Origin of the sequence: Marinomonas rhodophyticola (genome assembly GCF_026113935.1) — a bacterium.
In the GTDB taxonomy this organism is placed as follows: domain Bacteria; phylum Pseudomonadota; class Gammaproteobacteria; order Pseudomonadales; family Marinomonadaceae; genus Marinomonas; species Marinomonas rhodophyticola.
This window is the reverse complement of the sequence record NZ_JAPEUL010000001.1, coordinates 1-26378: the sequence shown is the minus strand read 5'-3', so window position 1 is coordinate 26378 and position 26378 is coordinate 1. Positions and strand designations below refer to the sequence as shown.

The window sequence follows — 26378 nt, the reverse complement described above, 5'->3', positions numbered from 1 at the left end:
TTTCAAATATGTTAAGTGAATACAATACGTTGAGACTAACACTCTGACGACACTTCGCCTATACGCAAGATGAATATCATCGTGGTTCTTAACAAAAAACAGAATGAATAATCAACAAGCATGTCATGAATTCTCATCAAGCTGTATTTGATGCTGAGGATTTACTTTACTGAACACACGATGAAAGTTCGCAGCCGTGGCTTCTAATAAAGCTTCATATCGAATGCCTTTCAAGTCAGCAACGTATTGAGCGACTTCCGATACATACTTAGGTTCATTTTTTTTACCTCGAAAAGGCACGGGAGCCAAATAAGGCGAATCGGTTTCAATGATCAACGCGTCTAGAGGAAGCTTACGGACTGTTTCCTTTAATTCATCAGCCGCTTTAAAAGTGACGATTCCAGAGATAGAAATCAAATAGTTTTCATCTAACGCCGCTTTGGCCATCTCGTAGTCTTCAGTGAAACAATGCAATACACCAGCGGTAGCTGAATTACCGTATTGTCGAATCAACGACAAAGTGTCTTGTTTAGCATTACGAGTATGCACTATGACTGGCAGTCCCAATTCACCGGCCGTTTGAAGGTGATGGATGAAACTGACTTTTTGAGCATCATGTGCCTGTTCTGACGCTTCATAAAAATAGTCTAAGCCCGTTTCGCCGATTGCAATGACCTTTGGATCATTAGCATATTGACGCAATAAAACATCATCAGTAAGTAGCCCATCACTTTGCAGAGGGTGAACACCACAACTGGCATAAATGCCTGCACGCTTAGTAAAGCTGAGAACGGTATCCATTTTATTTAGATCAACACTAATGGTCAGTAATTGTCTGACGCCTTTATGATACGCCGCATCAATGGCTGCTTTTATCTTGTGGTCGTAAGGTGCCAAATCCAGCATATCGAGATGGCAATGGGTATCAATTAACATAGTTGGGTTACCATTGATTCAATTCATGTGTGAGTTGCATTATGGGGTTTAAATTGGTTTTTTGAAGATCTGACTTAAGTTTTTGTAAAGCTTGATAGCGCATCATCAAGGAATGAATGCCTAAACGTGTGATTAATGCCATGTAAATATCTTGCAAGGCTGCGTCTAACGGAGCACCGGTAGAGTGGCAAATACATTGATGCAGTATCGCCGCCAAACCATTGCAATAATCTTCAATATTATTGCTATCCAAACCTTTTAAAACGTCGCTGATGGAAGCCGTCCCCTGCAGCATAGCGGACAATTGATTTGGCAAATTGGCATACAATGACAGTTTGCCTTGCTGTTGAATTGATAATAAACGAAATGGCTGGGTCGTTAACCAAAAAAGAGAGCTGAGCGCCTCTCCATCTGGCTGCTGTAGAAGCCATTGCTTTACTTCTTGAATGTTTGGCGTTGGGACATTCACCAACAAACAACGACTGCGAATTGTTGGTAAAAGACTCGTAGATTGTGAACTGGTTAGCACAAAATACGTTCGTGCTGCTGGCTCTTCTAACGCTTTCAAAACGGCATTCGCGGCATTAATATTCATTGCTTGCGCGTGAGTAATGAGCACAACCTTATTTTGCCCTACTTGAGGCTTTTGACTTATTTGTCGCACCAGCAAACGTACTTGGTCTACTTTAATACTGCCAATCTCTCCATCCAACACACGAAAATCAGGATGGGTGTCGGCACGCATTAATTGACAAGAATGACACTGTCCACATGCCGCTGCCTGATCAAGCTCACACATCAGGTCTTTGACCATCTCACGGGCAAGCTCTTCTTGGCCTACGCCATCAGCCCCCATTATTAATAAAGCATGCGATAGGCTATTGGTCTTTTTTAAAACTTGAACTTGCTGCAAGCAAGGCATTAACCAGTGAGCAATATTTGACATCTAGACGGCACCAGACCAGGCTTCACTTAACCGCAATAGTTGATCTTCTATTTGTTGTTGTACCAAGGGTAAAGATAAGCTGGCATCAATAATTTTGATTCTCTTTGGATCCATACTAGCACGCTCAAGAAAGCCATCTCGGACTTTTTGATGAAAGGCAAGTGACTCCTTATCCAAGCGATCTTGATGTTGACGCTGTATAACACGCGTTTGCCCCAAGTCTACAGGCACATCTAACAATAAGGTCGCATCCGGTTTATTGTCGCCCACCACCCAGTTAGCTAAAAGATCTAACATCGCCATGTCGCCACCACGGGCTTTACCTTGATAAACATAGCTGGAATCTAAGAACCGATCACTGATTACCCAGACGCCTTTTTCTAAAGCCGGCTGTATTTTTTCAGCCAAGTGCTGAGCACGAGCCGCAAAAACCAACAATAGCTCCGTGGTATCATTCACCTTCTCATCTCTAGGACTTAGAATTAATTGTCTAATGTCTTCTGCTAGAGGCGTTCCACCTGGCTCACGAGTCATAATATAAGGAACATTATGTGCTTCTAGCCACTCACGGATAAAATGCATTGCAGTTGTTTTACCGCTGCCTTCCCCACCCTCAAGCGAAATAAATTTACCTCTCATACAAACACTCCTCTATTTCGCAATTACTGGAGTCGAACGGTAATCCTCTCGACGCTTGAATTGAAACTCTCTTACCGCTTTATTGTGTTCACTTAGGGTTTTAGAAAAAGCATGGGTACCATCCCCCTTTGCAACAAAATACAGTGCATCGGTTTTTCCTGGATTAAGGGCGGCAGCAATGGCTTCACGTCCCACGTTCGCAATAGGAGTAGGCGGCAATCCATAAACCCTGTAGGTGTTATAAGGGGAGGAATGCTGCAAACCTTTACGAGTTAAGTTGCCTTTAAATAGATCACCAAGACCATAAATTACCGTAGGGTCCGTTTGTAAACGCATCCCCTTTTCTAATCGACTTATAAAAACACGGGCAATCAATGGGCGCTCCACTGGGACTCCTGTTTCTTTTTCAATAATTGACGCCATAATCAATGCCTCATAAGGCGATTTATATGGCAAATCAGGGACTTTACTCTCCCATAAGTCAGCTAACGTTTGCACTAAAAGATCATTCGCATGCTTAAGGATGCTAGCGTCAGTATCACCTTCATGATAACGATACGTATTAGCAAAAAATTGCCCTTCAGAATGTGGAAATGCAAGCCCTAATGCCTTAGCAATTTCTTGATTCGACATACCGGTTAGCGTCATTGTGATATTACCGCGCGCTGCCATAGCAGAAAGGAAGTCTTGTGTTGTTTTACCCTCCAATAACGTTATGGAGTAAAAGATAGATTGACCAGAATCAAACAGAGCCATGACATCCAATAAATTCATAGTTGGCTCAATCGCATATTTACCGACCTTAGGGACCCATTCAGGCTCTAACCTTGCGACAATACGCGTCAAAAAAGGGTACTCAATCCAACCTTTTTCGCTCAACTTGACGCCCAAACTGTATGCGGTATCGCCTTTACTCACCTCAAATGTTTCAACAGAATCTAATGAAATAGTTGACGTAATTGACTGGTACAGATGACCTGCAGCAATAGCGGTGACAACAATACTTAAAAAAACAACGCGATAGAACCATTTATTACGATAAGACCATCTTGCAAGATAAGATTTTTTAGCACGATAAGACTTTCTAGAGCGATAGGATTTTTTCACTCGATGTAATCGTTTAGCACGCTTGAACCATTTATTGAACGCCATGCATATCCTTAGCTTGCATTAAAGTTTGTAACTTACGAGTATGAAAACCAATTGGAAAAGATTCTCCTGAAACACGGATGACAGGCACTATACCCATCAGACTATTCGTAATAAAGACTTCATCTGCGGACATTAGATCCCCAAGCTCAAAGTGACCAATTTGAATCATGTAGTTAAATTGATTCGCTATAATGGCTTTACGATAAGTACCTTGCACTCCCGATAGCGCCAGTGAAGGAGTATATAAAACCCCTTGCTTACACCAAAAAAGATTACTTTGAATACATTCAACCAATTGCTGCTTATCATTCATCATGATCGATTCAAAATCATCTAATGTCAAAAATTGCTTAGCGACCACATTTTCGAGCCTGTTTAAGTGTTTTATTCCAGCAAGATAACGATTAGAGCTTATAGTTACAGGAGAAACGGAAAGCGAGATGCCTTTATCACGTTGAGGTTGGTAATTCGGTGCAGGAAGAATACCAATAATGATGGAGTGAATGCATTGCTTTGGGGCTAAATAACCTCTTCCACCCTCACCTCGACTCACAATAATTTTTACCACAGACTCTTCATGGATTAAGGGTAAAACATCCGAATACAAAAACGCATACAGATTATGCTTCTGCTCTAATGTTAAAGGCATAGCAAGCTTAGAAAGCCCACGATACAAGCGAGCAAGATGATCTTCGATGTGCAGAAAATACAGAGGAAAAACACGAATCGTTTCAAATACGCCATCGCCATAAGCCAAACCACGATCAGCAACGGAAATAAAATTGTCTAATCTGTAATTGACAAACCAAGTCATTGCTAAAAACTCAAAAATGAAGGTTAGCTATGATAGCGCAAAAAAGGATGGCGTCCCATAGGGGGTTCGAACCCCTGTTACCGCCGTGAAAGGGCGGTGTCCTAGGCCTCTAGACGAATGGGACATATAAAAACTTTCTTCTTAAAAGAAAGTGGAGCGGGAAACGAGGCTCGAACTCGCGACCCCAACCTTGGCAAGGTTGTGCTCTACCACTGAGCTATTCCCGCATTGCTATTGCTGAACATTTCTCAGCAACATAGTTACCCTATAAAAGGTAAAAGTGGCGTCCCATAGGGGGTTCGAACCCCTGTTACCGCCGTGAAAGGGCGGTGTCCTAGGCCTCTAGACGAATGGGACATAAACTTTAATACATTCAAAATCACTAACAATACTTTTATCTAAAATAAAAGTGGCGTCCCATAGGGGGTTCGAACCCCTGTTACCGCCGTGAAAGGGCGGTGTCCTAGGCCTCTAGACGAATGGGACACAATCAGTTTTGACAAAACTGTAAACAAATCACCCTGCTATCGCTAACAACGATGATGGAGCGGGAAACGAGGCTCGAACTCGCGACCCCAACCTTGGCAAGGTTGTGCTCTACCACTGAGCTATTCCCGCATTACTAACCGCTCTACTCTATTCAAGCGATGTTTGATCCCTTTGCAAACAAAGGCAATCTTTAAAAATTGGCGTCCCATAGGGGTTCGAACCCCTGTTACCGCCGTGAAAGGGCGGTGTCCTAGGCCTCTAGACGAATGGGACACAATCAGTTTTGACAAAACTGTAAACAAATCACCCTGCTATCGCTAACAATGATGATGGAGCGGGAAACGAGGCTCGAACTCGCGACCCCAACCTTGGCAAGGTTGTGCTCTACCACTGAGCTATTCCCGCATTACTAACCGCTCTACTCTATTCAAGCGATGTTCGATCCCTTTGCAAACAAAGGCAATCTTTAAAAAAGTGGCGTCCCATAGGGGGTTCGAACCCCTGTTACCGCCGTGAAAGGGCGGTGTCCTAGGCCTCTAGACGAATGGGACACAATCAGTTTTGACAAAACTGTAAACAAATCACCCTGCTATCGCTAACAATGATGATGGAGCGGGAAACGAGGCTCGAACTCGCGACCCCAACCTTGGCAAGGTTGTGCTCTACCACTGAGCTATTCCCGCATTACTAACCGCTCTACTCTATTCAAGCGATGTTTGATCCCTTTGCAAACAAAGGCAATCTTTAAAAATTGGCGTCCCATAGGGGGTTCGAACCCCTGTTACCGCCGTGAAAGGGCGGTGTCCTAGGCCTCTAGACGAATGGGACAAAATCAGTTTTGACAAAACTGTAAACAAATCACCCTGCTATCGCTAACAATGATGATGGAGCGGGAAACGAGGCTCGAACTCGCGACCCCAACCTTGGCAAGGTTGTGCTCTACCACTGAGCTATTCCCGCAATTAACACTCTCACTTCGCATTAATTTTATGTAAACTATACGCCAACTGATTTAGAAGATGGCGTCCCATAGGGGGTTCGAACCCCTGTTACCGCCGTGAAAGGGCGGTGTCCTAGGCCTCTAGACGAATGGGACATCGTTACAATCTTGCTGTGTGAGCGGGTGCGTATATTACTGTTACCAATCTTAAAATCAACAGTTTTTTTCATTAATTTAAGCAACTTAGATAAAAAGTCGCTTTAGAAATCAATCTGATCGGAGCTATTATGCTAAATAAACAACTTTTTTTAACCTTATCCCTATCAACGCTTTTGTTAGCAGGCTGCTCTACAACCCACTATATAAGCATCACACCACAGGCGGATGTAAAGACCATCGCACTATCTAATGAGCGAGTTATCAATGTCTCCACCAGTACTAGACTAAGCAATGCTGTCGGCTCTATTAAAACCGGAATAAATGAGCGAGCAGATATATTCACTACGAACGACATAAAGCAAAGTGTGCGAGATAGTGTTTTGAGTGGCTTACGAGAAATGGGCTTCACGCCAGAACAAGGCGTCATGCCAGCGGCTGATTTACAAATAGAAATCAGCAAAATGAGCTACACCACAAAAGTTGAAGCATTAAAAACGGTTGCTACGTTAGAATTTGAACTAAAAACAACATTAGCAGCTAAAGGTCAAACCTATAAAGCAAACTATGGCTCTGAAAAAGTTAGAGAATATGGAACCATGCCTTATCAACAAGCCATTGAAGACGACATGAATGAATTGGCAAGCCAAACAGTAACACGCCTCTTAAGTGACCCAAACATCATTACTTTGTTAAAATAGTCTAAAAGTCGGCTTTCTAGTCTAATACAGAAAGCCGACACCCTCTCCCCCTGCTCCTACCTAATATTGAGTTTTTTTCTCTCTATGCAAACCTCCCATCTTGAATGCTCCCAAGTTCAGTGTAGAGTTAGTGTCTTTCACCCAGCTTCAGTAAGGATTAAGTGGTGCAAATTCGCAAATCAAACAAACTCGCCAATATATGTTATGAAATTCGTGGGCCAGTCTTAAAAGAGGCCGTGCGTATGGAAGAAGAAGGCCATCGCATACTCAAACTTAACATCGGCAACCCTGCCCCATGTGGTTTTGAAGCCCCCGACGAAATACTTGTCGATGTCATCCGTAATCTACCTACAGCACAAGGCTATTCCGAATCAAAAGGGCTATATTCGGCACGCAAAGCGGTCATGCAAAAATATCAAGCCATGGGCATTAAATCTGCTGACGTCAACTATGTGTGGATGGGCAATGGTGTCAGCGAACTGATCGTAATGGCAATGCAAGGCTTACTAAATGACGGCGATGAAATCCTCATTCCCGCTCCGGACTATCCACTTTGGACGGCAGCCGCCACATTAGCAGGTGGATATGTTCGCCACTATATGTGCGATGAAGGCTCAGGGTGGCAACCAGACATTCAAGACATCAAATCAAAAATATCCAATAAAACCAAAGCCATCGTTATTATCAACCCCAACAACCCAACAGGCGCAGTGTATGAAAAAGGCGTTCTTGAGGCCATTATCAATCTGGCGGAGGAACACAACCTACTTATCTTCTCAGATGAGATATACGACAAAATTCTTTATGACGACGCACAGCACATACCCACGGCCACGTTGACAGAAGGTCGAGTCCCCTGCATCACCTTTGGCGGCCTATCAAAAGTGTATCGTACGGCAGGTTTCCGTTCTGGCTGGATGGTGATTACTGGCGACCGCAGCGGCATCACTGATTACATAGAAGGACTAGACATACTTAGTTCAATGAGACTGTGTGCCAACGTACCGGCTCAACACGCTGTCCAGACTGCTTTAGGTGGGTATCAAAGCATAAACGAGCTTATCGTTCCTGGTGGACGCTTCTATGAACAACGAAAAGTAGCATGGGAGGCCCTAGATTCAATCCCTGGCGTTCATTGTCACAAACCAGAAGGTGCGCTTTATTTATTTCCAAGACTAGACGCCAAAATGTACAAAATTAAAAACGACATGGATCTCGTTCTTCAATTTTTACGTGAAGAAAAGGTCCTCATCGTTCAAGGTACGGGATTTAATTGGCCCACACCCGACCACGTACGCTTTGTTTTCCTTCCCCACGTCGAAGAACTGACCCCAGCTATGGACCGATTTGCCGCATTTTTAGGGCGATTAAGGAAGCGTTAATAGAGCTCCGTTTTATCTTGAAATAATCCAATAAAACCCTACTATGCTCCTTAACAACTTATTAAGGAGCATACTTATGCGTATTATTCTTTTCTTACTGACAAACCTAGCTGTCATGGTGGTAGCGGGAGTTGTCTTAAGCCTTTTAGGCGTCAACGGTTATATGACCAGTAATGGTCTCAACTTTACGTCTCTACTGATTTTCTGTGCCGTCTTTGGCTTCACAGGGAGCTTCATTTCTTTATTCCTCTCCAAATTCATGGCAAAACGCGGTTCTGGAGCGGTCGTGATAGAGAAACCTCGTAATCACAAAGAAGCGTGGTTATTAGATACCGTCAAAGAGCTATCTCAAAAAGCTGGTATTCAAATGCCAGAGGTCGCCATTTTTCCTGCTCACGAGGCCAACGCTTTTGCAACTGGCTGGAATAAAAATGCGGCATTGGTCGCTGTTTCAAGTGGCATGTTAGATCGCTTTTCTCCAGATGAGATAAAAGCCGTACTTGGCCATGAAATTGGCCACGTAGCGAACGGAGACATGGTCACTCTTACTCTTGTACAAGGTGTCGTTAATACGTTTGTTATGTTCTTCGCGCGTATTGCTGCCTATGCTGTTGATCAGTTCTTGCGTCGAAATGATAACGAAGGCTCTGTTGGCTGGGGCTACTATATCGCTACATTTGTATTTGAGATCATTTTTGGTGTATTAGCTTCCATGATCGTCATGTGGTTCTCTCGCTTCAGAGAGTTCAGAGCAGATGAAGCTGGCGCGAGACTAGCTGGCAAAGGCGCAATGATCGCTGCGTTGGCGCGACTCCAACAAGAACATGAAGAGAGCCGTATGCCTGACTCTATGTTGGCGTTTGGCATTCGTCGTGGAAAGACACCAACATTAGGCGAGCTATTCTCAAGCCACCCGCCAATCGAGGCCAGAATCAAAGCTCTTCAAGCGCTTTAACGCCTGCTTGTTAGAACAAAAAACGCCAGCACATGCTGGCGTTTTTTATCATTTTTATCCGAGATAAACACCATTCATTTCGTTTTATTGAGCTGTGTCTCTAAAATAAACGCCATCAATGGAATACCAAACTCTTTTGCAAGGTCCATAAAACGCACGCCATACACGTAAAAATATTCTACCCCCATACGCGCTAGAAAATCATTATCGACCAAACCCGATTGAACTTGCTCAAGCATCTGAATTTCTTGTGAACGAATTTCACAATCTAACTTTAAAATATGGTTATAAGGCCCAATTTTGACATTACAGACTAAGCGCATGGTTTGATTTACCGAACCAAAATCTTCCTTTGATATTAGCTTAGCACCACCAAAACTCAGATCTATAACAATCGCCGACGATCCAGCAGCAATTGTGTCAGCAGAAGTATTGAGACCAAGTTGCATATTAAACGCGTCTCAACTCGGACCGCTTGCCGCACTTCCGACGTCTCAACATAACTAGGATACGCAATATGCAAATGCGCAGCTGGCTCCAAATAACTCTTAGCCACTTTACTTGAAAAGGCGCAAACGTGAGTGCTCAACATAAGCCGAACATTGACAATCTGACTCTCCCTTACCAAGATATTTTTACCATTCAGCTTGGGGTTGACAAAATCAACGATCGTCCAGGAAGACTACCAAGTACTTTAACCATATAGCGACCAGGTGGAGAAATAAATTCCAACTGAACAGTGGTTCCTATTGGCACATCAAGATCACCTAAATCGACCTGCATTACTCCAGCCATGCATTAACCTTAGTTCTCATATTATTTTACTGAAAAGCCGATCGCACCCAACAAAGAAGATGCATCACCAGTGGAACCTATTAAACAAGTATTAAACTCGTCTCTCTCTACATAATTCTTACGCAACCAATCAAACACATTACTTTCTTTGTTTTCTCTGTACTTATAGCGTAATCGAACATCGTCTCGGGCCACATCATAAACAGCCTGAACACAACGAGCTAGTGCCTCCTCATAAGGAAACTGATTACTCAGATCAAAAGAGGCAAACCATCCCGGACTAATGGCATCACCCCTAACAATCTTAGGAGCCTCAATCTTTAAATACTTACATAAGGCCAAATACACCATCCATGTTCCTTTTTCACGCCCCTGCTTGCTGTATCCAGCAATATGCGGTGTGGCAATATCAACGATAGAAGCAAGCTCTTGATTGATGAGAGGCTCACCATCCCAAACATCCAAAACGAGATGCATATCACCTTGCAACTGTTTATGACGCTCAATCAATGCACTTTCATTGATAACACCACCACGCCCTGCAGAAATAATAGCAACACCAGATGACAACTGACTTAGTTCTTCGCAGCCTAGCATGTCTTTAGTTGGATAGCTTCCTGATGTTGTCAAAGGGGCATGCAGCGAGATGACATCACAAGTCAGTATGTCAGCCAAAGAAACAAAATTAACATCATATTGATCCTGCGCTTTCAAAGGATCATATACACACACGTCACACCCCATTTGGGCAAAGCGTTGATACACGGTTTTACCAACATTGCCGTAACCAACTACGCCTATTTTCCGCTTCAACCAAGGCAATTTTTTTGTCATATAAAGATGACTTAACGCACTAAAGACGTAGTCGGCGACCGCCTCAGCATTGCAACCAGGCGCACTGCTGAACGCAATATTTGCCTGCGCCAGATAGTCCAAATCTATATGATCAACACCAATGGTAGCGCTCCCGACAAAACGAACCGAACTGCCATCCAGCAATCCACGCGTCACCTTAGTAACAGATCGCACTAAAAGAATATCGGCATCTTTCACTTGTCCATGAGTTAAATTTCGACCATTTACTAACTCCACAGTACCTAAATGCGAAAACAGAGTTTCCACATTTGGCATATTTTCATCTGCAATAATCTTCATACTGTCGCTTCAAAAATTCATCAAATAGTACGTTAGGGCAACGCTGGGCCAATAAATATCTCGAAAAAATTTCTGCTCTTTCTGGCAATCCAGAATGGATGTATAGACCAACCTGCAACATCACTGACTGCTCAAAATGCGTTGCGTCATAATCCGGCAAAGACAAATTATCCACGCTTACCCGAAAAGGCAAACCAGCAACCCAGTGCAATACACACTCAACGGCTTGCGGCTTCACCTCCACTCGCTCAAATTCTTGTTGTGTTAACAGGTCACGGGTGTCTGACTCATACCAATAGCCATAATCTTCTAGCAATCGCCTCTTTTCACCCGCGATACACCAATGACTCACTTCATGTAAAGCGCTCGATGGGTAATCATAACGAAAAAAAATCATCGCAGGATCATTAGCCCTTGCCGGCAGATAAAGAGGCTCATCGGCACCAGCAATAAGACGAGTATTGAAACCTGAAAAGAAACAGGCGCTAAAAGCGGCCACAAGCTGCGTTGCACTTGCCAACGATAGAACTCCAAAAGTGAAGAATTATACATAAGAAACAAAAATGCGCCACGCAAAGGAGAAAACTTCACGTGACGCATAATAAATAAACCGTTAGCAGAGTTTTCTAAGATCTTTTTTTAAGATCCCTGAAAGCCGCTAATCATTAAAACAAATTTTTGACGATTACCCGCGGTAATAACGAGCAGCAACAAAGGGCATTGCCGTCAGCGTCAGAGGAATGCTTTTCCCTCTCACATGAGCAAACAAAGGCTCACCTGCGTCTAAAGCCTGTGTCGACACATACGCCATCACAATAGGCTGAGCAAGAGTTGGCGAGAAGCCGCCACTCGTCACTGTGCCCTTCACTTCACCTGACGCATTAACAATCTCAACTCCTTCACGAACTGGTGCGCGCCCATCAACTAAAAACCCACTCGCCTTCTTGAAGGCTTGTTGGTAAATTGCGGCAATATAATATCGGCACCTGGGAACCCTCCAGCACGCTCACCTTCTAAACGGCGCACTTTTTGAATGGCCCAATTAAGAGAGGCTTCGATTGGCGTGGTAGTGGTGTCAATGTCGTGACCATACAAACATAAGCCCGCTTCGAGACGCAAAGAATCACGCGCGCCAAGTCCAATCCACTCCACTTCATCAAACGCTAGCAAGGCATTAGCAAAAGCTTCCGCATGATCATTTGATACCGACACCTCATAACCATCTTCACCCGTATAGCCAGAACAACTCACCCATAACTCAACACCTTGCCATTCAAACTTAACACTCTGCATAAAGGTCATTGTTGCCGCATCTGGAACCATACGAGCGAACACCTCACGCGCTTTTGGCCCTTGGATAGCGAGCAAGGATCGATCTTCAACAACCTCAACATCACAATCAACCAGAGATGCCTGTAAGTAAGCAAAATCTTGCTCTTTACAGCCGGCGTTCACCACCATGAAGACTTCATCCGCCCCCCAATTAGCAAACATCAAATCGTCCGTCATACCACCATCATCTGTGGTAAACATGCCATAACGCTGCATACCCTCAGCAAGCCTAGCACATCCACTGGTAAAATTGACTCAAGCGCCGTCTTTACATTTTTACCTCGAAGAATGACTTGCCCCATGTGCGATACATCAAAAAGACCCGCATTTTCACGCGTCCATAAATGCTCTTTCATGACACCCAGCGGGTATTGAACAGGCATTTCGTAGCCAGCAAACTCAACCATTCTAGCGCCAGAGGCAATATGTAGATCACACAGAGCAGTACGTTTCATAACGATAACCTTCATTAAAATTGTGATTAGATCTGTTTCCGATTGGAAACAGAGTATCTAAAACAAACCGAGTTTGACAAGCATTAAGCACCATTTGCTAAAGAATATTTGCAATTAGATACAACAGATATCAACAAAAAACTTGAACAAAAGGTCAAATATATTTGAAAACAAACTTTTTAATTACCCCCTGTTTACTGTTTCCAATTGGAAACTTTTTGATTATGATAAGCAAAATTGACGCAAACCAAACAATGACTGACGCTCTTAGAAAGATGATCTTTTTTCATCATCTTAGACTCCCTTAGTGTTATTATACGCAAGACTCATTGTCTTTTGGGCATACATGTTTATTTAAGAGGAATTTCTCCATGGCCAACACCGAAGCCTTTTTCAGCCAAACTCTCGCTGAACGAGACCCAGAACTTTTTGCAACGATCGTTGAAGAACAAGAGCGTCAAGAAACTGGTATTGAATTGATTGCTTCTGAGAACATCACTTCAAAAGCGGTTTTAGAGGCTCAAGGCTCTGTTCTGACAAACAAATACGCAGAAGGTTATCCGAATCGTCGTTATTACGGTGGCTGTGAAGCGGTTGATGTGACTGAACAACTTGCCATTGATCGTGCTAAACAATTGTTCAACTGTGAATTTGCAAACGTGCAGCCTCACTCTGGCGCCCAAGCAAATGGTGCTGTAATGCTTGCGCTACTTCAACCAGGAGATACTATTTTAGGCATGTCATTGGATGCAGGTGGTCACCTAACTCATGGCGCGCCACCAGCTCAGTCTGGCAAATGGTTCAATGCGGTTCAGTACCAAGTTAACCCTGAAACATTATTGATCGATTACGATGCTATTGAAGCGCAAGCGCTAGAATGCAAGCCAAAAATGATCATCGCGGGTGGCTCAGCCATCCCTCGCGTTATTGATTTCAAACGCTTCCGAGAGATTGCTGATAAAGTTGGTGCTTACCTATTCGTAGACATGGCACACATTGCAGGCCTTGTTGCAACAGGTGCTCACCCGTCTCCACTACCGTATGCGCACGTTGTTACGACAACAACGCACAAAACTCTGCGCGGTCCTCGTGGCGGCATGATTCTTTCCAACGACCTAGAACTTGGCAAGAAAATCAACTCTGCTGTATTCCCAGGTTACCAAGGTGGCCCGCTAATGCACGTCATCGCTGGCAAAGCAGTCGCATTCGGTGAAGCACTGAAACCTGAGTTCAAAGTGTACATCGACCAAGTCGTTGCCAACGCAAAAGCTTTGGCCGCTGTCATGATAGAACGTGGTTGCGACATTGTAACAGGCGGAACAGATAACCATTTAATGTTGGTTGACCTTCGTCCTAAAGGCTTGAAAGGCAATGTTGTTGATAAGGCACTTGAGCGCGCAGGCATCACTTGTAACAAAAACGGCATTCCTTTCGACACTGAAAAACCAATGATCACTTCTGGTATCCGTATTGGTACACCAGCAGCAACATCACGTGGCTTTGGTATTGAAGAGTTCCAAAAAGTGGGCCACCTAATCAGTGACGTTCTAGACGGTTTGGTTGAAATGCCTGAAGGCAACCCTGAAGTAGAAGCTCGTGTACTTGCAGAAGTCAAAGAGCTTTGTAAACGCTTCCCACTTTACCGCTAAAATCACATACCCAAGGACAAACGTCCTTGGGTATTTTTTTAAAGAGGCATAAATACTATGAGCACTATTCCAGACAATCTAAAATACGCAGACTCTCATGAGTGGGTTTTAGACAACGGTGACGGCACTGTCACTGTGGGCATTACAGACCATGCGCAAGACCTACTTGGCGACGTTGTTTACGTTGAGTTGCCAGAAGTAGGCGCAGAAGTCGTCGCGACAGAGCAGTTTTCTCTAGTAGAATCTGTTAAAGCGGCGTCTGATATTTATGCCCCAGTAAATGGTGAAGTCATTGCGGTGAATGACGCCCTAAACGATGCGCCAGAACTGATCAACGAAGCGCCTTATGAAGGTGCATGGATTGCCAAAATCAAGCTAAGCAACACAGCGGATCTTGATAAGCTACTTGATGCTGCAGGCTATTCAGCCACTATCGAATAGTCTCAAATATAGGCTCTCCTTCCTTCTCAGTATTGAGAGCCTAATCCCCCAGATTTTTATCTTAATAGGTGATTGAACCATGACTTCGTGCATCCGCGATTTGTTAAATAACGATGAATTTATTGCCCGCCATATTGGCCCTGATGAATCAGAACAAGCCAAAATGCTGGCAACAATCGGCATAAACAGCCTTCCAGAACTAATCGAAAAAACCGTTCCAGAAGCCATTCGTCAAGCAAATCTAGACCTTTCTGCTACATCTGTTAGCGAAAGTGAAGCCCTTGCACAACTAAAAGCCATTGCCAATCAAAATAAAGTGGCACGTTCTTTTATCGGCATGGGTTACCACGACACGCATGTGCCATCCCCTATTTTGCGAAATTTACTAGAAAATCCTGGCTGGTACACAGCGTACACACCTTACCAACCAGAAATTTCTCAAGGTCGTTTGGAAGCACTGTTAAACTTCCAACAAGTCATTATCGATCTAACCGGCATGGAAATATCCAATGCCTCTTTATTGGACGAAGCCACAGCAGCGGCCGAAGCCATGACGCTCATGAAACGCTCAAACCGTAAAAAGAGCGACACATTGTTCGTTGCCAGCCACTGCTTGCCACAAACCATTGACGTTGTTAAAACGCGTGCTGAGCTATTAGACATAGAAGTCATTGTGGATGACATCGCTAACTTTGCACAACACGATGTATTTGGCGCGATTTTCCAATACCCAGGCATTGATGGCACCGTTGCAGATTTGACGACCGTGATCGCACAAGCACACGAACAAGATGCCCTTGTGAGTATTGCAGTGGATTTACTGTCTCTTGTTCTATTGAAATCTCCAGGCGAAATGGGCGCAGACATTGTATTTGGTTCTGCACAACGCTTTGGCGTCCCAATGGGCTTTGGCGGACCTCACGCGGCTTTCTTAGCAACCAAAGACGCGTTCAAACGCTCCATGCCAGGTCGCGTTATCGGCGTGTCTAAAGACAGCCATGGCAAACCAGCGCTTCGTATGGCAATGCAAACTCGCGAGCAACATATTCGCCGCGAAAAAGCGACATCAAACATTTGTACTGCTCAAGCATTACTTGCCATGATGGCTGGCTTCTATGCGGTTTATCACGGCCCTGCTGGTCTTAAAAAAATTGCCAATCGCATCGCTGCACTGACAAATTGCTTTGCTAACGCCATTCACAAACAAGGCTTTACAACCAACGCAAGCTACTTTGATACTGTCATCGTCAATACGGGTGATCAAACAGACAGTATTATGGCAAAAGGCGCGGCGAAGTTAATGAACTTCTACAAAATGTCTGAAGGCCAAGTATCTGTCGCGCTAAACGAAACCATCACACCAAACGACCTTATCGATTTGGCAGAATGTTTCGGCGCAGAACTGTCATTAGAAGACATCACGAATACTGAGGCGGCATATGGTTTTGATGCTGCAATGCTGCGTCAAGATGCCATCCTGACTCACCCAGTATTTAACAGCCATCACAGCGAAACCGAATTGATGCGCTACATGCACCAATTGGAAGTAAAAGATATCGCACTAAACCAGAGTATGATTCCTCTTGGATCGTGCACGATGAAGCTAAACGCGGCCTCTGAAATGATCCCAGTGACTTGGGCTGAGTTTGGACGAATTCACCCATTTGCACCAAGCAATCAAGTTGCTGGCTACCACGCCTTATTGCAGGAGCTTGTTGAGCTGCTTTCTAAGGCAACAGGTTATGACACCGTCTCTTTGCAACCAAACTCTGGTGCGCAAGGCGAATACGCGGGTCTAATTGCGATCGATAAATACCACAAATCTCGTGGTGACCATGACCGTGACGTATGCTTGATCCCAAGCTCTGCTCACGGCACCAACCCAGCATCAGCCGCATTGGCAGGCATGAAAGTTGTGATTGTTAAATGTGATGAAAACGGCAACATCGATTTGGCTGATCTTGCTGAAAAAGCAGAAAAGCATGCCGCGCAACTTAGCTGCATTATGGCAACTTATCCATCCACTCACGGTGTATTCGAAGAACACATTCGTGAAGTCTGTGACATCGTTCACAAATTCGGTGGTCAAGTGTACATAGATGGCGCCAACCTAAACGCATTAGTTGGTGTTGCGCCTCCGGGTACATTTGGCGGTGATGTTTCTCACTTAAACCTACACAAAACATTCTGTATTCCGCATGGCGGCGGTGGCCACTGGCATGGGACCAATTGGTGTTAAATCTCACCTTGCACCTTTCCTACCCGGTCACGCTGTTACTCCAGTGATGGGCATGCTTGAGCAACACGGTGCGGTATCAGCGGCACCGTACGGTAGTGCAAGTATCCTCGTAATTACTTGGATGTACATCAAAATGATGGGCGATAAAGGTTTACGTGATGCTACTTTTAATGCCATTTTGAATGCTAACTACATTGCCAAACGCCTAGGTGAACACTACCCGGTTCTTTACACTGGCAAAAACGGTACTGTGGCACACGAGTGTATTATCGATATTCGCCCACTTAAAGCCGAATCAGGCATAAGCGAAGAAGACATTGCTAAACGCTTAATGGACTTTGGTTTCCATGCGCCAACCATGTCTTTCCCTGTTGCTGGTACGTTAATGATTGAGCCAACAGAATCGGAAAACCTTGAAGAACTAGATCGCTTCTGTGATTCCATGATTCAGATTCGCAAAGAGATCAGTAAAGTGCAAGCGGGCGAATGGCCACTAGAAGACAACCCACTGGTTAACGCACCGCATACTGCAGACAGCCTACTCGATATAGAATGGACACACGCTTACTCTCGTAAAGAAGCGGCTTATCCATTGAATTGGATCAAGGCACGTAAATACTGGCCCCCGTTGGCCGTATCGACAACGTCTACGGTGACCGCAACCTATTCTGCGAATGCCCACCAATTGATAGCTACGAAGATTAATTTTTCAAACTACTAAAAAGCACTAGAAACAAAAAAGGTGAATCAGCAATGATTCACCTTTTTTTATTCGATGATTTTCCACCAACCCAATGAAACCAAAAAAGTAATTTTAATAAAAATAATATTTAAATTATTAAATAGAATACCAACTTACGTCTCGTGAATCGTGAATGCGTAATGCACATTAAAAGACAATTACTCTTTGCTCAACCCACGACCAAGCAGACTGAAATAATGATAAAAGGCTTGATTAATTCGATGTCGCTCTTCGCCTTGAGGGTATAGACCCATTTTGGCTTCTTCAGAATAGCGGCTTCCTTTTACTAAAAAGGCACTGGTAGGTTTTGTGTCTTCAACGAAGGCTTCGAAGGCTCTTGCTGACATCTCTTCTGGTTTGGCGTAGTAGAGTATTTTTAGCTTTTGATCTGCAAGGCGGGATGCTTGAAACAACTCACTCGGCTCATCACCAAGCTCATTTAACATTATGGCTTTAAAACAATCAGCCAGTAAGCCGTTTAAAGGATGGGGCCGATCATTTTTAGACAAGCGAATGGTGGCATTATTCAACCATCTTTCAGAGGCGAATTGTGAAGGCAAGGTGTGCTGAAACATTTTTTCGCCCATATAGTGGTCGAAAGCGTGAAACCATTCGTGCGCCAGACTGCCAGCACCTGCATTTTTCGCGAGAGATAACTGTCTTGTAGATGGTACATAATGCGCCGCAACACCTGGCCTGCCACCTTTGCCATATTGAAGACCTAAAGTGCCACGCAACGAGATTAAATGTTCTGGTCCATGCAACACATCCATCAAGTCTTCTAGGGCACGATAAAAATTCACCGCCGCTCTGTCTCTTTCTTGCGGAGTTACCCAACGCCCCATTTCAATACCACGGAAATCAAATTGGCGGCGGATCAATACAAAATTCATAGAAGAATAAACAGGCTCATAACTACCAGATTAACTAAGGTGAAACTGCTGGTTAAACTCCACAATTTTCGCATCACGCATTGCTTTTAATGCCAAAAATTGATCTTCCACATTGCGTTTTGTCGCCTCGATCAAATCAACATCATTGCCTTGAGAAAGCTGAGCCAACTCATGCTCATAATGATCAAGCAAAGTGTCAAAATCATCCTGATACGCTTCTTCGACTAACGCTAGAGCCATTTGGTGTTGGTAGCTTATTGGTTGTTCGGTTCGCTTTTGAACATAAACCAGAGCATTATCTAAATACAATTGCTTAAGATCTTTGCTAGGAGACCTTGTGCTACTCAGCGTATTTTTTCGCTCTTCAGTAAACACTCTAGCTTTAAGCGCTTCTGCTTCATAACCGACACTTGCTTGAGCAAAACTAACGGGCAACGCATTCAACACCAGAATCGCCGTAAGAGACTGCAATTTTTTAAGAAGTACTTTTTTCATACAAACCTTCTTACTTTTTATAAATTTGCTTTTGATTCTATTGAGCCTAGGCAACAAGAACAACCACCAGCACGCTGATGCACAATTAAATCTCATCTTTTCGCTTTATCTAAGAAAGATAAATTTCCACTCGCTCTTTTCCCTTACCAACATTTTTTCGTTTTAGTTTAATAACCCCTAATTCGGCCGTACTTTTCACGTGGGTACCACCACAAGGCACTTGAGCAAAACCATCAACCTTCCAATAACGACGCTCTTCGGGTTGATCTGAAAAATCTTTTTCAATTGGCAAGTCTGCGTCAATCAATGACTGGTCCGAGCTTGAATGTCCGCTAAAAGAGGTGAAATACTTTCTGGCCACTCAAAGTCGATACGACTTTTATTTTCAGAAATATGCGCGCCCATTTTTTCTAAGGTAGGCAAAGATTTATAAAACAGCTCCAAAACAACTTCTGCGGCAAAATGTAAACGCATTAGGCTGTATCGACGAGGCCAATCTATCTTAACCAACACCGCTTGCCCAACACAAAAATCTGGCTGTGTGGCCAAGGTATAAAGAATAGATCTACCTACCTTTTCGGCCTTAACCACATCAACACCACCAATACTGCCTGAGTCGCTTTCCTGCCCACCGGACTCAGCATAGAAAATAGTTTCTGCCAACATTACTTGGTTTTGCTCAATGTATGTAATGCTTGTCATCAACTCAGTTTGATATGGGTCCACCCAAAATTGCTTTATGGTCATTTTTGCCTCGCACATTCAATTGTCTACTATTAATACAATAAGATGATGATAAAGCTAAGTGATATTTCAACAATCGCCTAAAAACCGCTAGGCAAAACTTGTAATGTTTGATGTGTTTCAACTTATATGTCCAATCGGTCAAAACTGTCGTCAGCTGCGCACAGAAAACTCTCTTAATTGAGCGTCTTTATGGCAAAATTATGCATAAAAAAAGTTATTTTTTGACGTTTTAAACCTTTTCCGACCTAAAAGACAGCATTTAAAAATGGTGATTTTATTTCATCAATAAAGTGAAAATATGTCGTTTGTTGAGCAAATTTCATCCGCTTATGATCGCGATATTCATCATCCTAAGAGGAAATTGTCATGGCAACAACAACGAAAAAAATCACCTTAAAAACCGTAAAAAAAGCCTTATCTCGTGCTTACGCTGTCTATATGATGAAAGACACATTTAAGAATTTACCCACACTAAAAATAGAAGGCGTTAGACGGATTGATTGGAGTGGTTGCGACTTATAGTTGCTTGCATCCCTTCCTCTTTGATGCTTTGGTAAGTCATGACATGACTTACCAAAAGTTTCAGCGCACAAGAAACTACTGTTCGACATAACCAATTTTTAGTACCCTGCGCCTTCCTTTTATTATGGTGCTCAAATCCCCTAATGTTAAAAAATGCGCTTCTCTGTCTATTGCTTATCCTTACCGTGTCTTTTCAGCCGCTCATGGCTGCCCCTGATTTTGTCGCCATAAAAGCCCAAGCCCAATTCGCAGAAGATACCTACCTAGAAGCCGATACACTCGAACAACGACTCGAAGAACAAGGCCAATCATTACTTCATCAGTCTATTATTCCTTTCTCTCAAGTAAGCTACTTTTTGAGTCGTGCCAATGGCGTTCAGACCATTGCCATTAGAGGTACGGCAAATTTAGAAAATGCCATGTTGGATTTGGACCTAGAATTACAACCAGACAGCCTATTGAATATAAAGCTGCATCAGGGCTTTGGATCTGCAGCAAAGGCGGTTTACGAAGATATCCAGCCTTTTCTTAGCAAAGAACACCCCATCCATCTAACAGGACACAGTTTAGGTGGCGCTATTGCGGTCATTCTTGCCATGTACTTAGAAAAAGACGGCTTTGCTGTTGAACAAGTCATTACCTTTGGTCAACCTAAAGTGACGAATGCCACAGGCGCCAAAATGTTTAGCAGCCTACCACTGACGCGAGTTGTCACACCAAACGATATTGTTCCACTGGTTCCACCCATCAGCCCAATGCAAATTAAAGACTTAGATATTTTCTGGCATATGGGCGAAGAAGTTATTCTGCTTGGCGGCAAAACATTCACCCAAACAAATGGCATAAAAAGTATGCTAAGAGCCACTAAATTCACCACTTCTATATCAAACGAACAAAATCTCATCGCTCACAAAATGACAACTTATCTAAACTTAATTGCAGGACTGCAATCCGCGCCAGAAGAAATTGCATACAAAGCAGGCATTCGTTTGTTTGGTTTTTCGTTAGATTAATAATACCTATTGTTCAAACCACTCAATGACGACACGAGTTTTAGAACACTATGTTGCACATATCGTGATGTTTTATTAATAGTTACCTATTACCAAGAAAAATAAGAAGCGTTATCATTAGCGTCGTTTATTCGCCTACCAACGCGTTTAGGATGACTTGATGCACACCCTGTCCCCTCAATAAAACGTCGCTGTAGTTATTCAAGTAAAAGGAACCCTATTATGTTCAAGCGCCCTTCTTTTAAGAAACTCTTACTTTGTGCCTGTGTTACCTATTCTTTTTCTGTTTTTGCCGATGACATAACCCTTGCGACCAAATATGGGAACGTTCAAGTAAATGACAATGTAAAGCGTGTGGTGGCATTGTCTGAGGATGCACTGGATAGTGCGATTGCGTTGGGCATCAAACCGCTAGGTGCTGTTGCGACACGTGGCGGAGATTCCGTGGCAGAATACATTCAAGAACGTGCATCAGGCGTCAGCATAGTCGGCACATCTCGCCAAAATAACCTTGAAGCCATTGCCGCACAACGTCCAGATCTTATTCTAGCATCTGCAAGCTTGCCTCAGGATCAATACAATATCTTATCCAAAATTGCGCCGACCATCGTCCCTATTTCCCCTGGAATGGTATCCGATAGCTGGATCACCATAGCCAAAGTTTATGCACAAGCACTCAACAAAAGCGAAGCCATGGATATCGTTCTGAATGACATCAAAGAACGTGAAAACGCGTTGAAATCCATCATCACCGCCAAGCTACCTGAAGACAAACGTTCCGCAACACTGGCACGCTGGATGCCCCAAGGCCCAATTGTTATGTCATCGCAAATTTTCGCTACGGATGTACTTGCTGCCACGGGATTTAATATCAATGATGCCGGTGTGATCAAAGAAGGACGCCCTCACAGCAGTCCACTTAGCTTAGAAAACTTAACCAAAGTCGACAGTGACTGGCTATTTTTAGCAACGCTAAATACAGAAGGGAAAGACGCGCTGGAAGCCGCCAAGACCTCTCCCTCCTTTTCACGCCTCAACGTGGTAAAAGAAGACAAGGTTTTCTTAGTAAATGGCCAGTTATGGACAAGTGCAGCAGGCCCGTTGGCTGCCCATGCTATCTTGGATGACATTGAAGCAATGATTGACCGTAAGATTAAATAACCTAGATGACTAATTGGTTTCATATCGCGCCTGCACAACGACCATTATCTGGTGTTTTTGTGTCAGCACTTTTCGTACTGGCACTGTGCTGTTTGTTAAGTTTGTTGCTGGGTGCAGGGGCGCTTTCACCTCAAACATCCTTACAAACGTTACTCGGCAATGGCTCTGCAGACGCGGAGTTCACTGTATTCCATTTGCGCCTTACGAGAACCCTTGTTGGCCTGTTCGTTGGACTAACACTGGGGATTGCTGGCGCACTAATGCAATCCGTGGCGCGTAACCCGCTGGCAGAACCCGGCTTACTCGGTGTCAGTGCTGGCAGTTCATTTGCCGTTGCTCTCACCTTGGTACTGGGTGCCAGCACGGCCACACTCACTGTCGGTGTTGCGCAATTCGGTGCCTTACTTGGCTGTTTGTGTGTTCTTAGTGTTGCTCGAATGCAAGGACAGCAGAATGATCCAATCCGCTTAGTGCTCGCTGGGGCGGCTTTATCAAGCCTACTCTTTGCGATCACCTCTTTAATACTTTTGTTTGATCAAAGAGCCGCGGACGAAATTCGTTTTTGGGTAACGGGCAGTGTGGCAGGACGAGATATCAACACACTCACGTCCGTATTACCCTCAATGATGATTGCATTATTATGTATTCTGTATGTTGCCAAACCGCTCGCCTCATTAGCCCTTGGTGAACGTGTCGCCATTGGTCTTGGCCATAAGCCAAAGCGGATTCGGGCCGTGGTTATCGTCGCCGTTGCCTTATTGGTTGGCGGCGCCACCGCCATCGCAGGGCCAGTAGCGTTTATTGGTCTCGTGGTTCCTTTTGCCGCGCGGGCCTTGGTAGGCCCCGATATTCGTCGTACCTTGTGGCTATGCTTGCCACTCGGACCGATCGTTGTAATTGCCGCAGACGTGGTTTCCCGCCTCGTGGCTCAACCTGCGGAAATGCCTTTGGGCGTTCTCACCGCAATTATTGGTGCGCCAGTACTCTTATTGATTGTACGATCTCGAAGAATGCCTACTTTATGATAAATCAAAGTCTTTCTATTACTAAGCAAGCAGACACTGTATCAGCTCCGAGCGGGCACCACCTGCTGTCTCTAGGTCGTCATAAGACGATTCTGATCGAAAAACACGCCATTGTCCGAAATACTTGGTTGCTGATGGTATTGTCTTGCGCTTGTATCGCAAGCCTTGCCATTGGCACCATGCCAATATCGCCCAAAGAAGTCATTGCGGTATTATTGGGTCACGGCAATGCCATGAGCCAGTTCATCGTGCAAGATTTACGTTTGCCACGTCTACTGGCAGCGCTCTTTACGGGGGCCGCGTTTAGTTTGGCAGGATGTTTAATGCAAACTATGGCTCGTAATCGGCTCGCAACACCGGGCATTATTGGCATAGATAACGCCGCCATGGCTTTTGCCGTCTCTTCCGTGGTTGGGATGGGTATTTCTTTAGCCCCCTCCGCTATGGCACTAGCGGGCGCCGCAACAGCAACGGCACTGGCGTTTGGCCTAGCCGGTGGCAGCGGCACACGGGGCTATCGCTTTATTGTGGCCGGCATTGGCATTGGCGCTATTGCCGGCGCGGTAACGCAATTACTATTAAGCCAAGTCAGTATTGATGTGGCCAACAGTGCCTACCCTTGGACCGTTGGTAGCCTAAGTGCTCGAGACCCTTTCATGGTGAATCTTTTGGGAGCTGGTATCGCACTTTGTCTTATCGCTTGCCTACTATTTTCCACTCAATTCGCCTTAATGCCCTTTTCAGATCAAGTGATTACCGGGCTAGGAGCGAACATAAAACACATAAGAATATTGGCTTTGGTCTTGTGCGTAACGCTCACAGGATTGGCTGTTGCCGTGGCGGGACCCGTTGGTCTAGTCGCCCTGGTCGGACCAGAAATTGCCCGCGTGCTGGCATGTTATCGAGGCATTCCGCTCATCAGCTCTGCATTAACAGGTGCCCTAGTGATGGTTTTAGCCGATTTGTTTGGCCGCACGATTTTATCCCCAATTGAACTGCCAGTCGGTATTGTAACCGCCGTCGTTGGTGGCCCTTATTTAATTTGGATATTGATTCGACGCACTTCAAGGACTTCCTTATGACAGTCACGTCTCTGCATCAGCAGGCTTCAACACACCTCATGAAATCTCGTCTTAGCGCCGACAATCTGACGTTAAAACATGGTAAGGTCGGTATTATTGAGAACTTAACTGTCAGCTTACCAGAAGGCAAAGTAACGGCCATTGTCGGACCAAATGGCTGCGGCAAATCCACCCTATTGAATGGTCTATCACGTGTGCACTCACCCAGCACAGGTGCAGTACTGCTCGATGGCAAAGACATTCATACCTTACCTTCTAAAGAGGTCGCTAGACGTCTTGCTTTACTACCACAAGACACACTCGCACCGGATGGCATTACCATTGAAGAGCTGATTCGCTTTGGTCGCCACCCTCACCAAAGCCTCTTAAAACAGTGGGCGATGGACGATCAAGAAGCCATTCAATACGCATTACATGCAGCAGACTTGATTGGATTAAAAGACCGACTACTAGACACTTTATCAGGGGGACAACGACAACGTGCTTGGATCGCCATGTCGATTGCCCAAGAAACTCCTTTGCTGTTACTGGATGAGCCTACATCCGCATTGGATTTAGGTCATCAAATTGAAGTTTTTGAATTGATTAGAGACCTATCGAGACAAGGCAAAACACTCGCCATGGTGGTTCATGACCTACCCAGTGCCTGTCGATATTCCGATCATATTATTGCGATGAAGAAAGGTGAAATCATCACCCAAGGCAGCCCTAAAGACGTGATGACAAAAGAGTTAGTACGTGAATTGTATGGCGTTGAGTGCGACCTGATACCAGACCCTATGACAGGCAGCCCCATTCTTATCAATATGAAGCGGGTCAGGAACTAAATCAGCCAGAAAGCAGGTCTGATCTGGTGAGATATGGCCGGATCAGATCTGCTTATTTTGTGGCTACAAACGCAACCCGATTGGCAAACTCTCCCCAACTAATGCATTAAGCTCGTCACTATTAATCTCAATTTGACTCTCTAAGCGCTCCAGCCATTGAGCGGGACATTTGTCTTTTTTGAGTTTATTAGCCACTTTCTTGCGCAAAGCAACAAGTTTATCGGATTCACCGACACTGACTTGACTCATCAAAACCGCCGCTAAGCCTGCTTGTTTTCGTTTTTTCCAGTCTTCTTTAAGCACCGCCTCTAAAATTGGAAACAAACTGTCTTCTGCAATGCGTTGTTCTTGCTTACCACAAAGAAGGTGTCGGGAAGCTATTCGCCCTATCGTCCACCACGCTGTATCCGGCTCAGACGTTTTCTGTAAACGCTTCAGTAGCCAATCGATCGTGGTGACTTTGTCATCATTTGATAACCCCTCCAACGCCCCCACCAAACGAATCAAATCATCGCTGGACTTGGTGGTTAGGTCTTTCATTTTATCCCGTGAACGTTGTCCTGTGGGCGAATAATATTGGCTAAATTGTTTGAACAAAAAGGTCTGTTGTTCCAAGGTTAACCCACCCGCAATGCGACGATATAAGGTCCAATATTGTCCCCAAACTGGCGCCGTATCAAACTGAGTTCCCGCCT

General features: G+C 44.4%; 25 protein-coding genes, 12 tRNA genes and 3 pseudogenes. 12 read left to right on the top strand and 28 right to left on the bottom strand.

All coding sequences use genetic code 11. The annotated features are described in order from the left end of the window. Positions 1-123: 123 nt before the first annotated feature. The 17 genes from ONZ52_RS00205 to ONZ52_RS00125 form a co-directional block, all read right to left on the bottom strand. Positions 124-936, bottom strand: a complete 813-nt coding sequence (locus ONZ52_RS00205; protein ID WP_265216648.1) for a TatD family hydrolase — start codon at positions 934-936, stop codon at positions 124-126. A 7-nt stretch (positions 937-943) separates the two neighbouring features. Further along, positions 944-1882, bottom strand: a complete 939-nt coding sequence (gene holB / locus ONZ52_RS00200) for a DNA polymerase III subunit delta' (protein ID WP_265216647.1) — start codon at positions 1880-1882, stop codon at positions 944-946. Then, positions 1883-2521, bottom strand: coding sequence for a dTMP kinase (gene tmk / locus ONZ52_RS00195; protein WP_265216646.1), 639 nt, complete (start codon positions 2519-2521; stop codon positions 1883-1885). A 12-nt stretch (positions 2522-2533) separates the two neighbouring features. Then, positions 2534-3673, bottom strand: a complete 1140-nt coding sequence (gene mltG, locus ONZ52_RS00190; RefSeq protein WP_265216644.1) for an endolytic transglycosylase MltG — start codon at positions 3671-3673, stop codon at positions 2534-2536. Continuing rightward, a complete protein-coding gene (gene pabC, locus ONZ52_RS00185; RefSeq protein ID WP_265216643.1) occupies positions 3660-4487 on the bottom strand; it encodes an aminodeoxychorismate lyase in 828 nt (275 codons plus the stop codon). Before pabC ends, mltG begins: the two co-directional genes overlap by 14 nt. A 48-nt stretch (positions 4488-4535) precedes the next feature. After that, positions 4536-4611 (bottom strand) — tRNA-Glu (locus ONZ52_RS00180). A gap of 28 nt (positions 4612-4639) precedes the next feature. Next, positions 4640-4714, bottom strand: a tRNA-Gly gene (locus ONZ52_RS00175). Positions 4715-4768: 54 nt separating this feature from the next. Beyond that, positions 4769-4844, bottom strand: a tRNA-Glu gene (locus ONZ52_RS00170). Positions 4845-4897: 53 nt separating this feature from the next. Then, positions 4898-4973: transfer RNA gene (locus ONZ52_RS00165), tRNA-Glu, on the bottom strand. A gap of 57 nt (positions 4974-5030) precedes the next feature. Further along, positions 5031-5105 (bottom strand) — tRNA-Gly (locus tag ONZ52_RS00160). 69 nt (positions 5106-5174) lie between these two features. Beyond that, a tRNA-Glu gene (locus ONZ52_RS00155) sits at positions 5175-5249 on the bottom strand. A 57-nt stretch (positions 5250-5306) separates the two neighbouring features. Beyond that, positions 5307-5381, bottom strand: a tRNA-Gly gene (locus ONZ52_RS00150). Positions 5382-5451: 70 nt separating this feature from the next. Continuing rightward, a tRNA-Glu gene (locus tag ONZ52_RS00145) sits at positions 5452-5527 on the bottom strand. Positions 5528-5584: 57 nt separating this feature from the next. After that, positions 5585-5659, bottom strand: a tRNA-Gly gene (locus tag ONZ52_RS00140). 69 nt (positions 5660-5728) lie between these two features. After that, positions 5729-5804: transfer RNA gene (locus tag ONZ52_RS00135), tRNA-Glu, on the bottom strand. A 57-nt stretch (positions 5805-5861) separates the two neighbouring features. Beyond that, positions 5862-5936, bottom strand: a tRNA-Gly gene (locus ONZ52_RS00130). A 60-nt stretch (positions 5937-5996) separates the two neighbouring features. Beyond that, a tRNA-Glu gene (locus tag ONZ52_RS00125) sits at positions 5997-6072 on the bottom strand. A 131-nt stretch (positions 6073-6203) separates the two neighbouring features. Between ONZ52_RS00125 and ONZ52_RS00120 the strand changes: the two genes are divergently transcribed. From ONZ52_RS00120 to htpX, 3 genes are all read left to right on the top strand, one after another. Then, complete coding sequence (locus ONZ52_RS00120) at positions 6204-6773, top strand: YajG family lipoprotein (protein ID WP_111607510.1); 570 nt, start codon at positions 6204-6206, stop codon at positions 6771-6773. Between the two features lie 164 nt (positions 6774-6937). Then, positions 6938-8155: a pyridoxal phosphate-dependent aminotransferase gene (locus ONZ52_RS00115; RefSeq protein ID WP_321160223.1), complete on the top strand. Its 1218-nt coding sequence runs from the start codon at positions 6938-6940 to the stop codon at positions 8153-8155. Between the two features lie 76 nt (positions 8156-8231). Beyond that, positions 8232-9110, top strand: coding sequence for a protease HtpX (gene htpX / locus ONZ52_RS00110; protein WP_265216641.1), 879 nt, complete (start codon positions 8232-8234; stop codon positions 9108-9110). Positions 9111-9184: 74 nt separating this feature from the next. Here htpX and ONZ52_RS00105 read toward each other — a convergent pair whose 3' ends face one another. The 6 genes and pseudogenes from ONZ52_RS00105 to gcvT form a co-directional block, all read right to left on the bottom strand. Then, a complete protein-coding gene (locus ONZ52_RS00105) occupies positions 9185-9559 on the bottom strand; it encodes a PilZ domain-containing protein (protein ID WP_265216640.1) in 375 nt (124 codons plus the stop codon). Then, positions 9496-9702 carry a PilZ domain-containing protein gene (locus ONZ52_RS00100; RefSeq protein ID WP_265216639.1) on the bottom strand — a complete coding sequence of 69 codons (207 nt, stop codon included), beginning with the start codon at positions 9700-9702 and terminating at the stop codon, positions 9496-9498. The genes ONZ52_RS00105 and ONZ52_RS00100 overlap by 64 nt, the downstream gene beginning before the upstream one ends. A gap of 50 nt (positions 9703-9752) precedes the next feature. After that, positions 9753-9905: a flagellar brake protein gene (locus tag ONZ52_RS00095; RefSeq protein WP_265216638.1), complete on the bottom strand. Its 153-nt coding sequence runs from the start codon at positions 9903-9905 to the stop codon at positions 9753-9755. A 21-nt stretch (positions 9906-9926) separates the two neighbouring features. Further along, positions 9927-11060, bottom strand: a complete 1134-nt coding sequence (locus tag ONZ52_RS00090; protein WP_265216637.1) for a 4-phosphoerythronate dehydrogenase — start codon at positions 11058-11060, stop codon at positions 9927-9929. Then, positions 11041-11580: an elongation factor P hydroxylase gene (locus ONZ52_RS00085; RefSeq protein ID WP_265216636.1), complete on the bottom strand. Its 540-nt coding sequence runs from the start codon at positions 11578-11580 to the stop codon at positions 11041-11043. Before ONZ52_RS00085 ends, ONZ52_RS00090 begins: the two co-directional genes overlap by 20 nt. A gap of 165 nt (positions 11581-11745) precedes the next feature. After that, positions 11746-12847: pseudogene (gcvT, locus tag ONZ52_RS00075) on the bottom strand (glycine cleavage system aminomethyltransferase GcvT). Positions 12848-13218: 371 nt separating this feature from the next. On the opposite strand from gcvT, the gene glyA reads away from it, so the two are divergent. The 3 genes and pseudogenes from glyA to gcvP all read left to right on the top strand — a co-directional run bounded on the left by glyA (position 13219) and on the right by gcvP (position 17881). Beyond that, positions 13219-14496, top strand: a complete 1278-nt coding sequence (gene glyA, locus ONZ52_RS00070; protein WP_265216635.1) for a serine hydroxymethyltransferase — start codon at positions 13219-13221, stop codon at positions 14494-14496. 57 nt (positions 14497-14553) lie between these two features. Then, positions 14554-14937 (top strand): glycine cleavage system protein GcvH, encoded by a 384-nt coding sequence (gene gcvH / locus ONZ52_RS00065; protein ID WP_111607518.1) that lies wholly within the window; start codon positions 14554-14556, stop codon positions 14935-14937. Between the two features lie 79 nt (positions 14938-15016). Then, positions 15017-17881, top strand: a pseudogene (gene gcvP / locus ONZ52_RS00060) (aminomethyl-transferring glycine dehydrogenase). Positions 17882-18076: 195 nt separating this feature from the next. On the opposite strand, the gene ONZ52_RS00055 reads toward gcvP, so the two are convergent. From ONZ52_RS00055 to ONZ52_RS00040, 4 genes are all read right to left on the bottom strand, one after another. Then, positions 18077-18811, bottom strand: coding sequence for a CLCA_X family protein (locus ONZ52_RS00055; RefSeq protein WP_265216634.1), 735 nt, complete (start codon positions 18809-18811; stop codon positions 18077-18079). A 30-nt stretch (positions 18812-18841) separates the two neighbouring features. Continuing rightward, the gene (locus ONZ52_RS00050; RefSeq protein ID WP_265216633.1) at positions 18842-19306 is read right to left on the bottom strand and encodes a hypothetical protein; all 465 of its coding nucleotides are present in this window, start codon (positions 19304-19306) and stop codon (positions 18842-18844) included. Positions 19307-19415: 109 nt separating this feature from the next. After that, a complete protein-coding gene (locus tag ONZ52_RS00045) occupies positions 19416-19613 on the bottom strand; it encodes an alanyl-tRNA editing protein (protein ID WP_265216632.1) in 198 nt (65 codons plus the stop codon). Continuing rightward, positions 19610-20053: an alanine--tRNA ligase-related protein gene (locus tag ONZ52_RS00040; protein ID WP_265216631.1), complete on the bottom strand. Its 444-nt coding sequence runs from the start codon at positions 20051-20053 to the stop codon at positions 19610-19612. The genes ONZ52_RS00045 and ONZ52_RS00040 overlap by 4 nt, the downstream gene beginning before the upstream one ends. A gap of 366 nt (positions 20054-20419) precedes the next feature. On the opposite strand from ONZ52_RS00040, the gene ONZ52_RS00035 reads away from it, so the two are divergent. From ONZ52_RS00035 to ONZ52_RS00010, 6 genes are all read left to right on the top strand, one after another. Further along, complete coding sequence (locus tag ONZ52_RS00035; RefSeq protein ID WP_162623505.1) at positions 20420-20575, top strand: hypothetical protein; 156 nt, start codon at positions 20420-20422, stop codon at positions 20573-20575. Positions 20576-20718: 143 nt separating this feature from the next. Next, complete coding sequence (locus ONZ52_RS00030) at positions 20719-21588, top strand: lipase family protein (RefSeq protein ID WP_265216630.1); 870 nt, start codon at positions 20719-20721, stop codon at positions 21586-21588. Positions 21589-21810: 222 nt separating this feature from the next. Further along, entirely contained in the window at positions 21811-22749 is a 939-nt protein-coding gene (locus ONZ52_RS00025) for an ABC transporter substrate-binding protein (RefSeq protein ID WP_265216629.1), read from the top strand. A 5-nt stretch (positions 22750-22754) separates the two neighbouring features. Continuing rightward, the gene (locus ONZ52_RS00020; protein WP_265216628.1) at positions 22755-23774 is read left to right on the top strand and encodes a FecCD family ABC transporter permease; all 1020 of its coding nucleotides are present in this window, start codon (positions 22755-22757) and stop codon (positions 23772-23774) included. Further along, complete coding sequence (locus ONZ52_RS00015; RefSeq protein WP_265216627.1) at positions 23771-24856, top strand: FecCD family ABC transporter permease; 1086 nt, start codon at positions 23771-23773, stop codon at positions 24854-24856. The genes ONZ52_RS00020 and ONZ52_RS00015 overlap by 4 nt, the downstream gene beginning before the upstream one ends. Continuing rightward, a complete protein-coding gene (locus tag ONZ52_RS00010) occupies positions 24853-25683 on the top strand; it encodes an ABC transporter ATP-binding protein (RefSeq protein WP_265216626.1) in 831 nt (276 codons plus the stop codon). Before ONZ52_RS00015 ends, ONZ52_RS00010 begins: the two co-directional genes overlap by 4 nt. 63 nt (positions 25684-25746) lie before the next feature. Here ONZ52_RS00010 and ONZ52_RS00005 read toward each other — a convergent pair. Continuing rightward, a pseudogene (locus tag ONZ52_RS00005) lies at positions 25747-26378 on the bottom strand (heat-shock protein Hsp70); the annotation flags it as partial.

Coding starts and splice junctions, on each gene's coding strand:
- ONZ52_RS00040 (WP_265216631.1), bottom strand. CDS start 20,053: ATGACCATAAAGCAATTTTGGGTGGACCCATATCAAACTGAGTTGATG.
- ONZ52_RS00050 (WP_265216633.1), bottom strand. CDS start 19,306: ATGAAAAAAGTACTTCTTAAAAAATTGCAGTCTCTTACGGCGATTCTG.
- ONZ52_RS00025 (WP_265216629.1), top strand. CDS start 21,811: ATGTTCAAGCGCCCTTCTTTTAAGAAACTCTTACTTTGTGCCTGTGTT.
- ONZ52_RS00015 (WP_265216627.1), top strand. CDS start 23,771: ATGATAAATCAAAGTCTTTCTATTACTAAGCAAGCAGACACTGTATCA.
- holB (WP_265216647.1), bottom strand. CDS start 1,882: ATGTCAAATATTGCTCACTGGTTAATGCCTTGCTTGCAGCAAGTTCAA.
- glyA (WP_265216635.1), top strand. CDS start 13,219: ATGGCCAACACCGAAGCCTTTTTCAGCCAAACTCTCGCTGAACGAGAC.
- ONZ52_RS00020 (WP_265216628.1), top strand. CDS start 22,755: ATGACTAATTGGTTTCATATCGCGCCTGCACAACGACCATTATCTGGT.
- ONZ52_RS00120 (WP_111607510.1), top strand. CDS start 6,204: ATGCTAAATAAACAACTTTTTTTAACCTTATCCCTATCAACGCTTTTG.
- ONZ52_RS00055 (WP_265216634.1), bottom strand. CDS start 18,811: ATGAATTTTGTATTGATCCGCCGCCAATTTGATTTCCGTGGTATTGAA.
- gcvH (WP_111607518.1), top strand. CDS start 14,554: ATGAGCACTATTCCAGACAATCTAAAATACGCAGACTCTCATGAGTGG.
- ONZ52_RS00030 (WP_265216630.1), top strand. CDS start 20,719: ATGTTAAAAAATGCGCTTCTCTGTCTATTGCTTATCCTTACCGTGTCT.
- ONZ52_RS00205 (WP_265216648.1), bottom strand. CDS start 936: ATGTTAATTGATACCCATTGCCATCTCGATATGCTGGATTTGGCACCT.
- ONZ52_RS00095 (WP_265216638.1), bottom strand. CDS start 9,905: ATGGCTGGAGTAATGCAGGTCGATTTAGGTGATCTTGATGTGCCAATA.
- ONZ52_RS00105 (WP_265216640.1), bottom strand. CDS start 9,559: ATGCAACTTGGTCTCAATACTTCTGCTGACACAATTGCTGCTGGATCG.
- ONZ52_RS00035 (WP_162623505.1), top strand. CDS start 20,420: ATGGCAACAACAACGAAAAAAATCACCTTAAAAACCGTAAAAAAAGCC.
- ONZ52_RS00010 (WP_265216626.1), top strand. CDS start 24,853: ATGACAGTCACGTCTCTGCATCAGCAGGCTTCAACACACCTCATGAAA.
- ONZ52_RS00090 (WP_265216637.1), bottom strand. CDS start 11,060: ATGAAGATTATTGCAGATGAAAATATGCCAAATGTGGAAACTCTGTTT.
- mltG (WP_265216644.1), bottom strand. CDS start 3,673: ATGGCGTTCAATAAATGGTTCAAGCGTGCTAAACGATTACATCGAGTG.
- tmk (WP_265216646.1), bottom strand. CDS start 2,521: ATGAGAGGTAAATTTATTTCGCTTGAGGGTGGGGAAGGCAGCGGTAAA.
- ONZ52_RS00100 (WP_265216639.1), bottom strand. CDS start 9,702: ATGTTGAGCACTCACGTTTGCGCCTTTTCAAGTAAAGTGGCTAAGAGT.
- htpX (WP_265216641.1), top strand. CDS start 8,232: ATGCGTATTATTCTTTTCTTACTGACAAACCTAGCTGTCATGGTGGTA.
- pabC (WP_265216643.1), bottom strand. CDS start 4,487: ATGACTTGGTTTGTCAATTACAGATTAGACAATTTTATTTCCGTTGCT.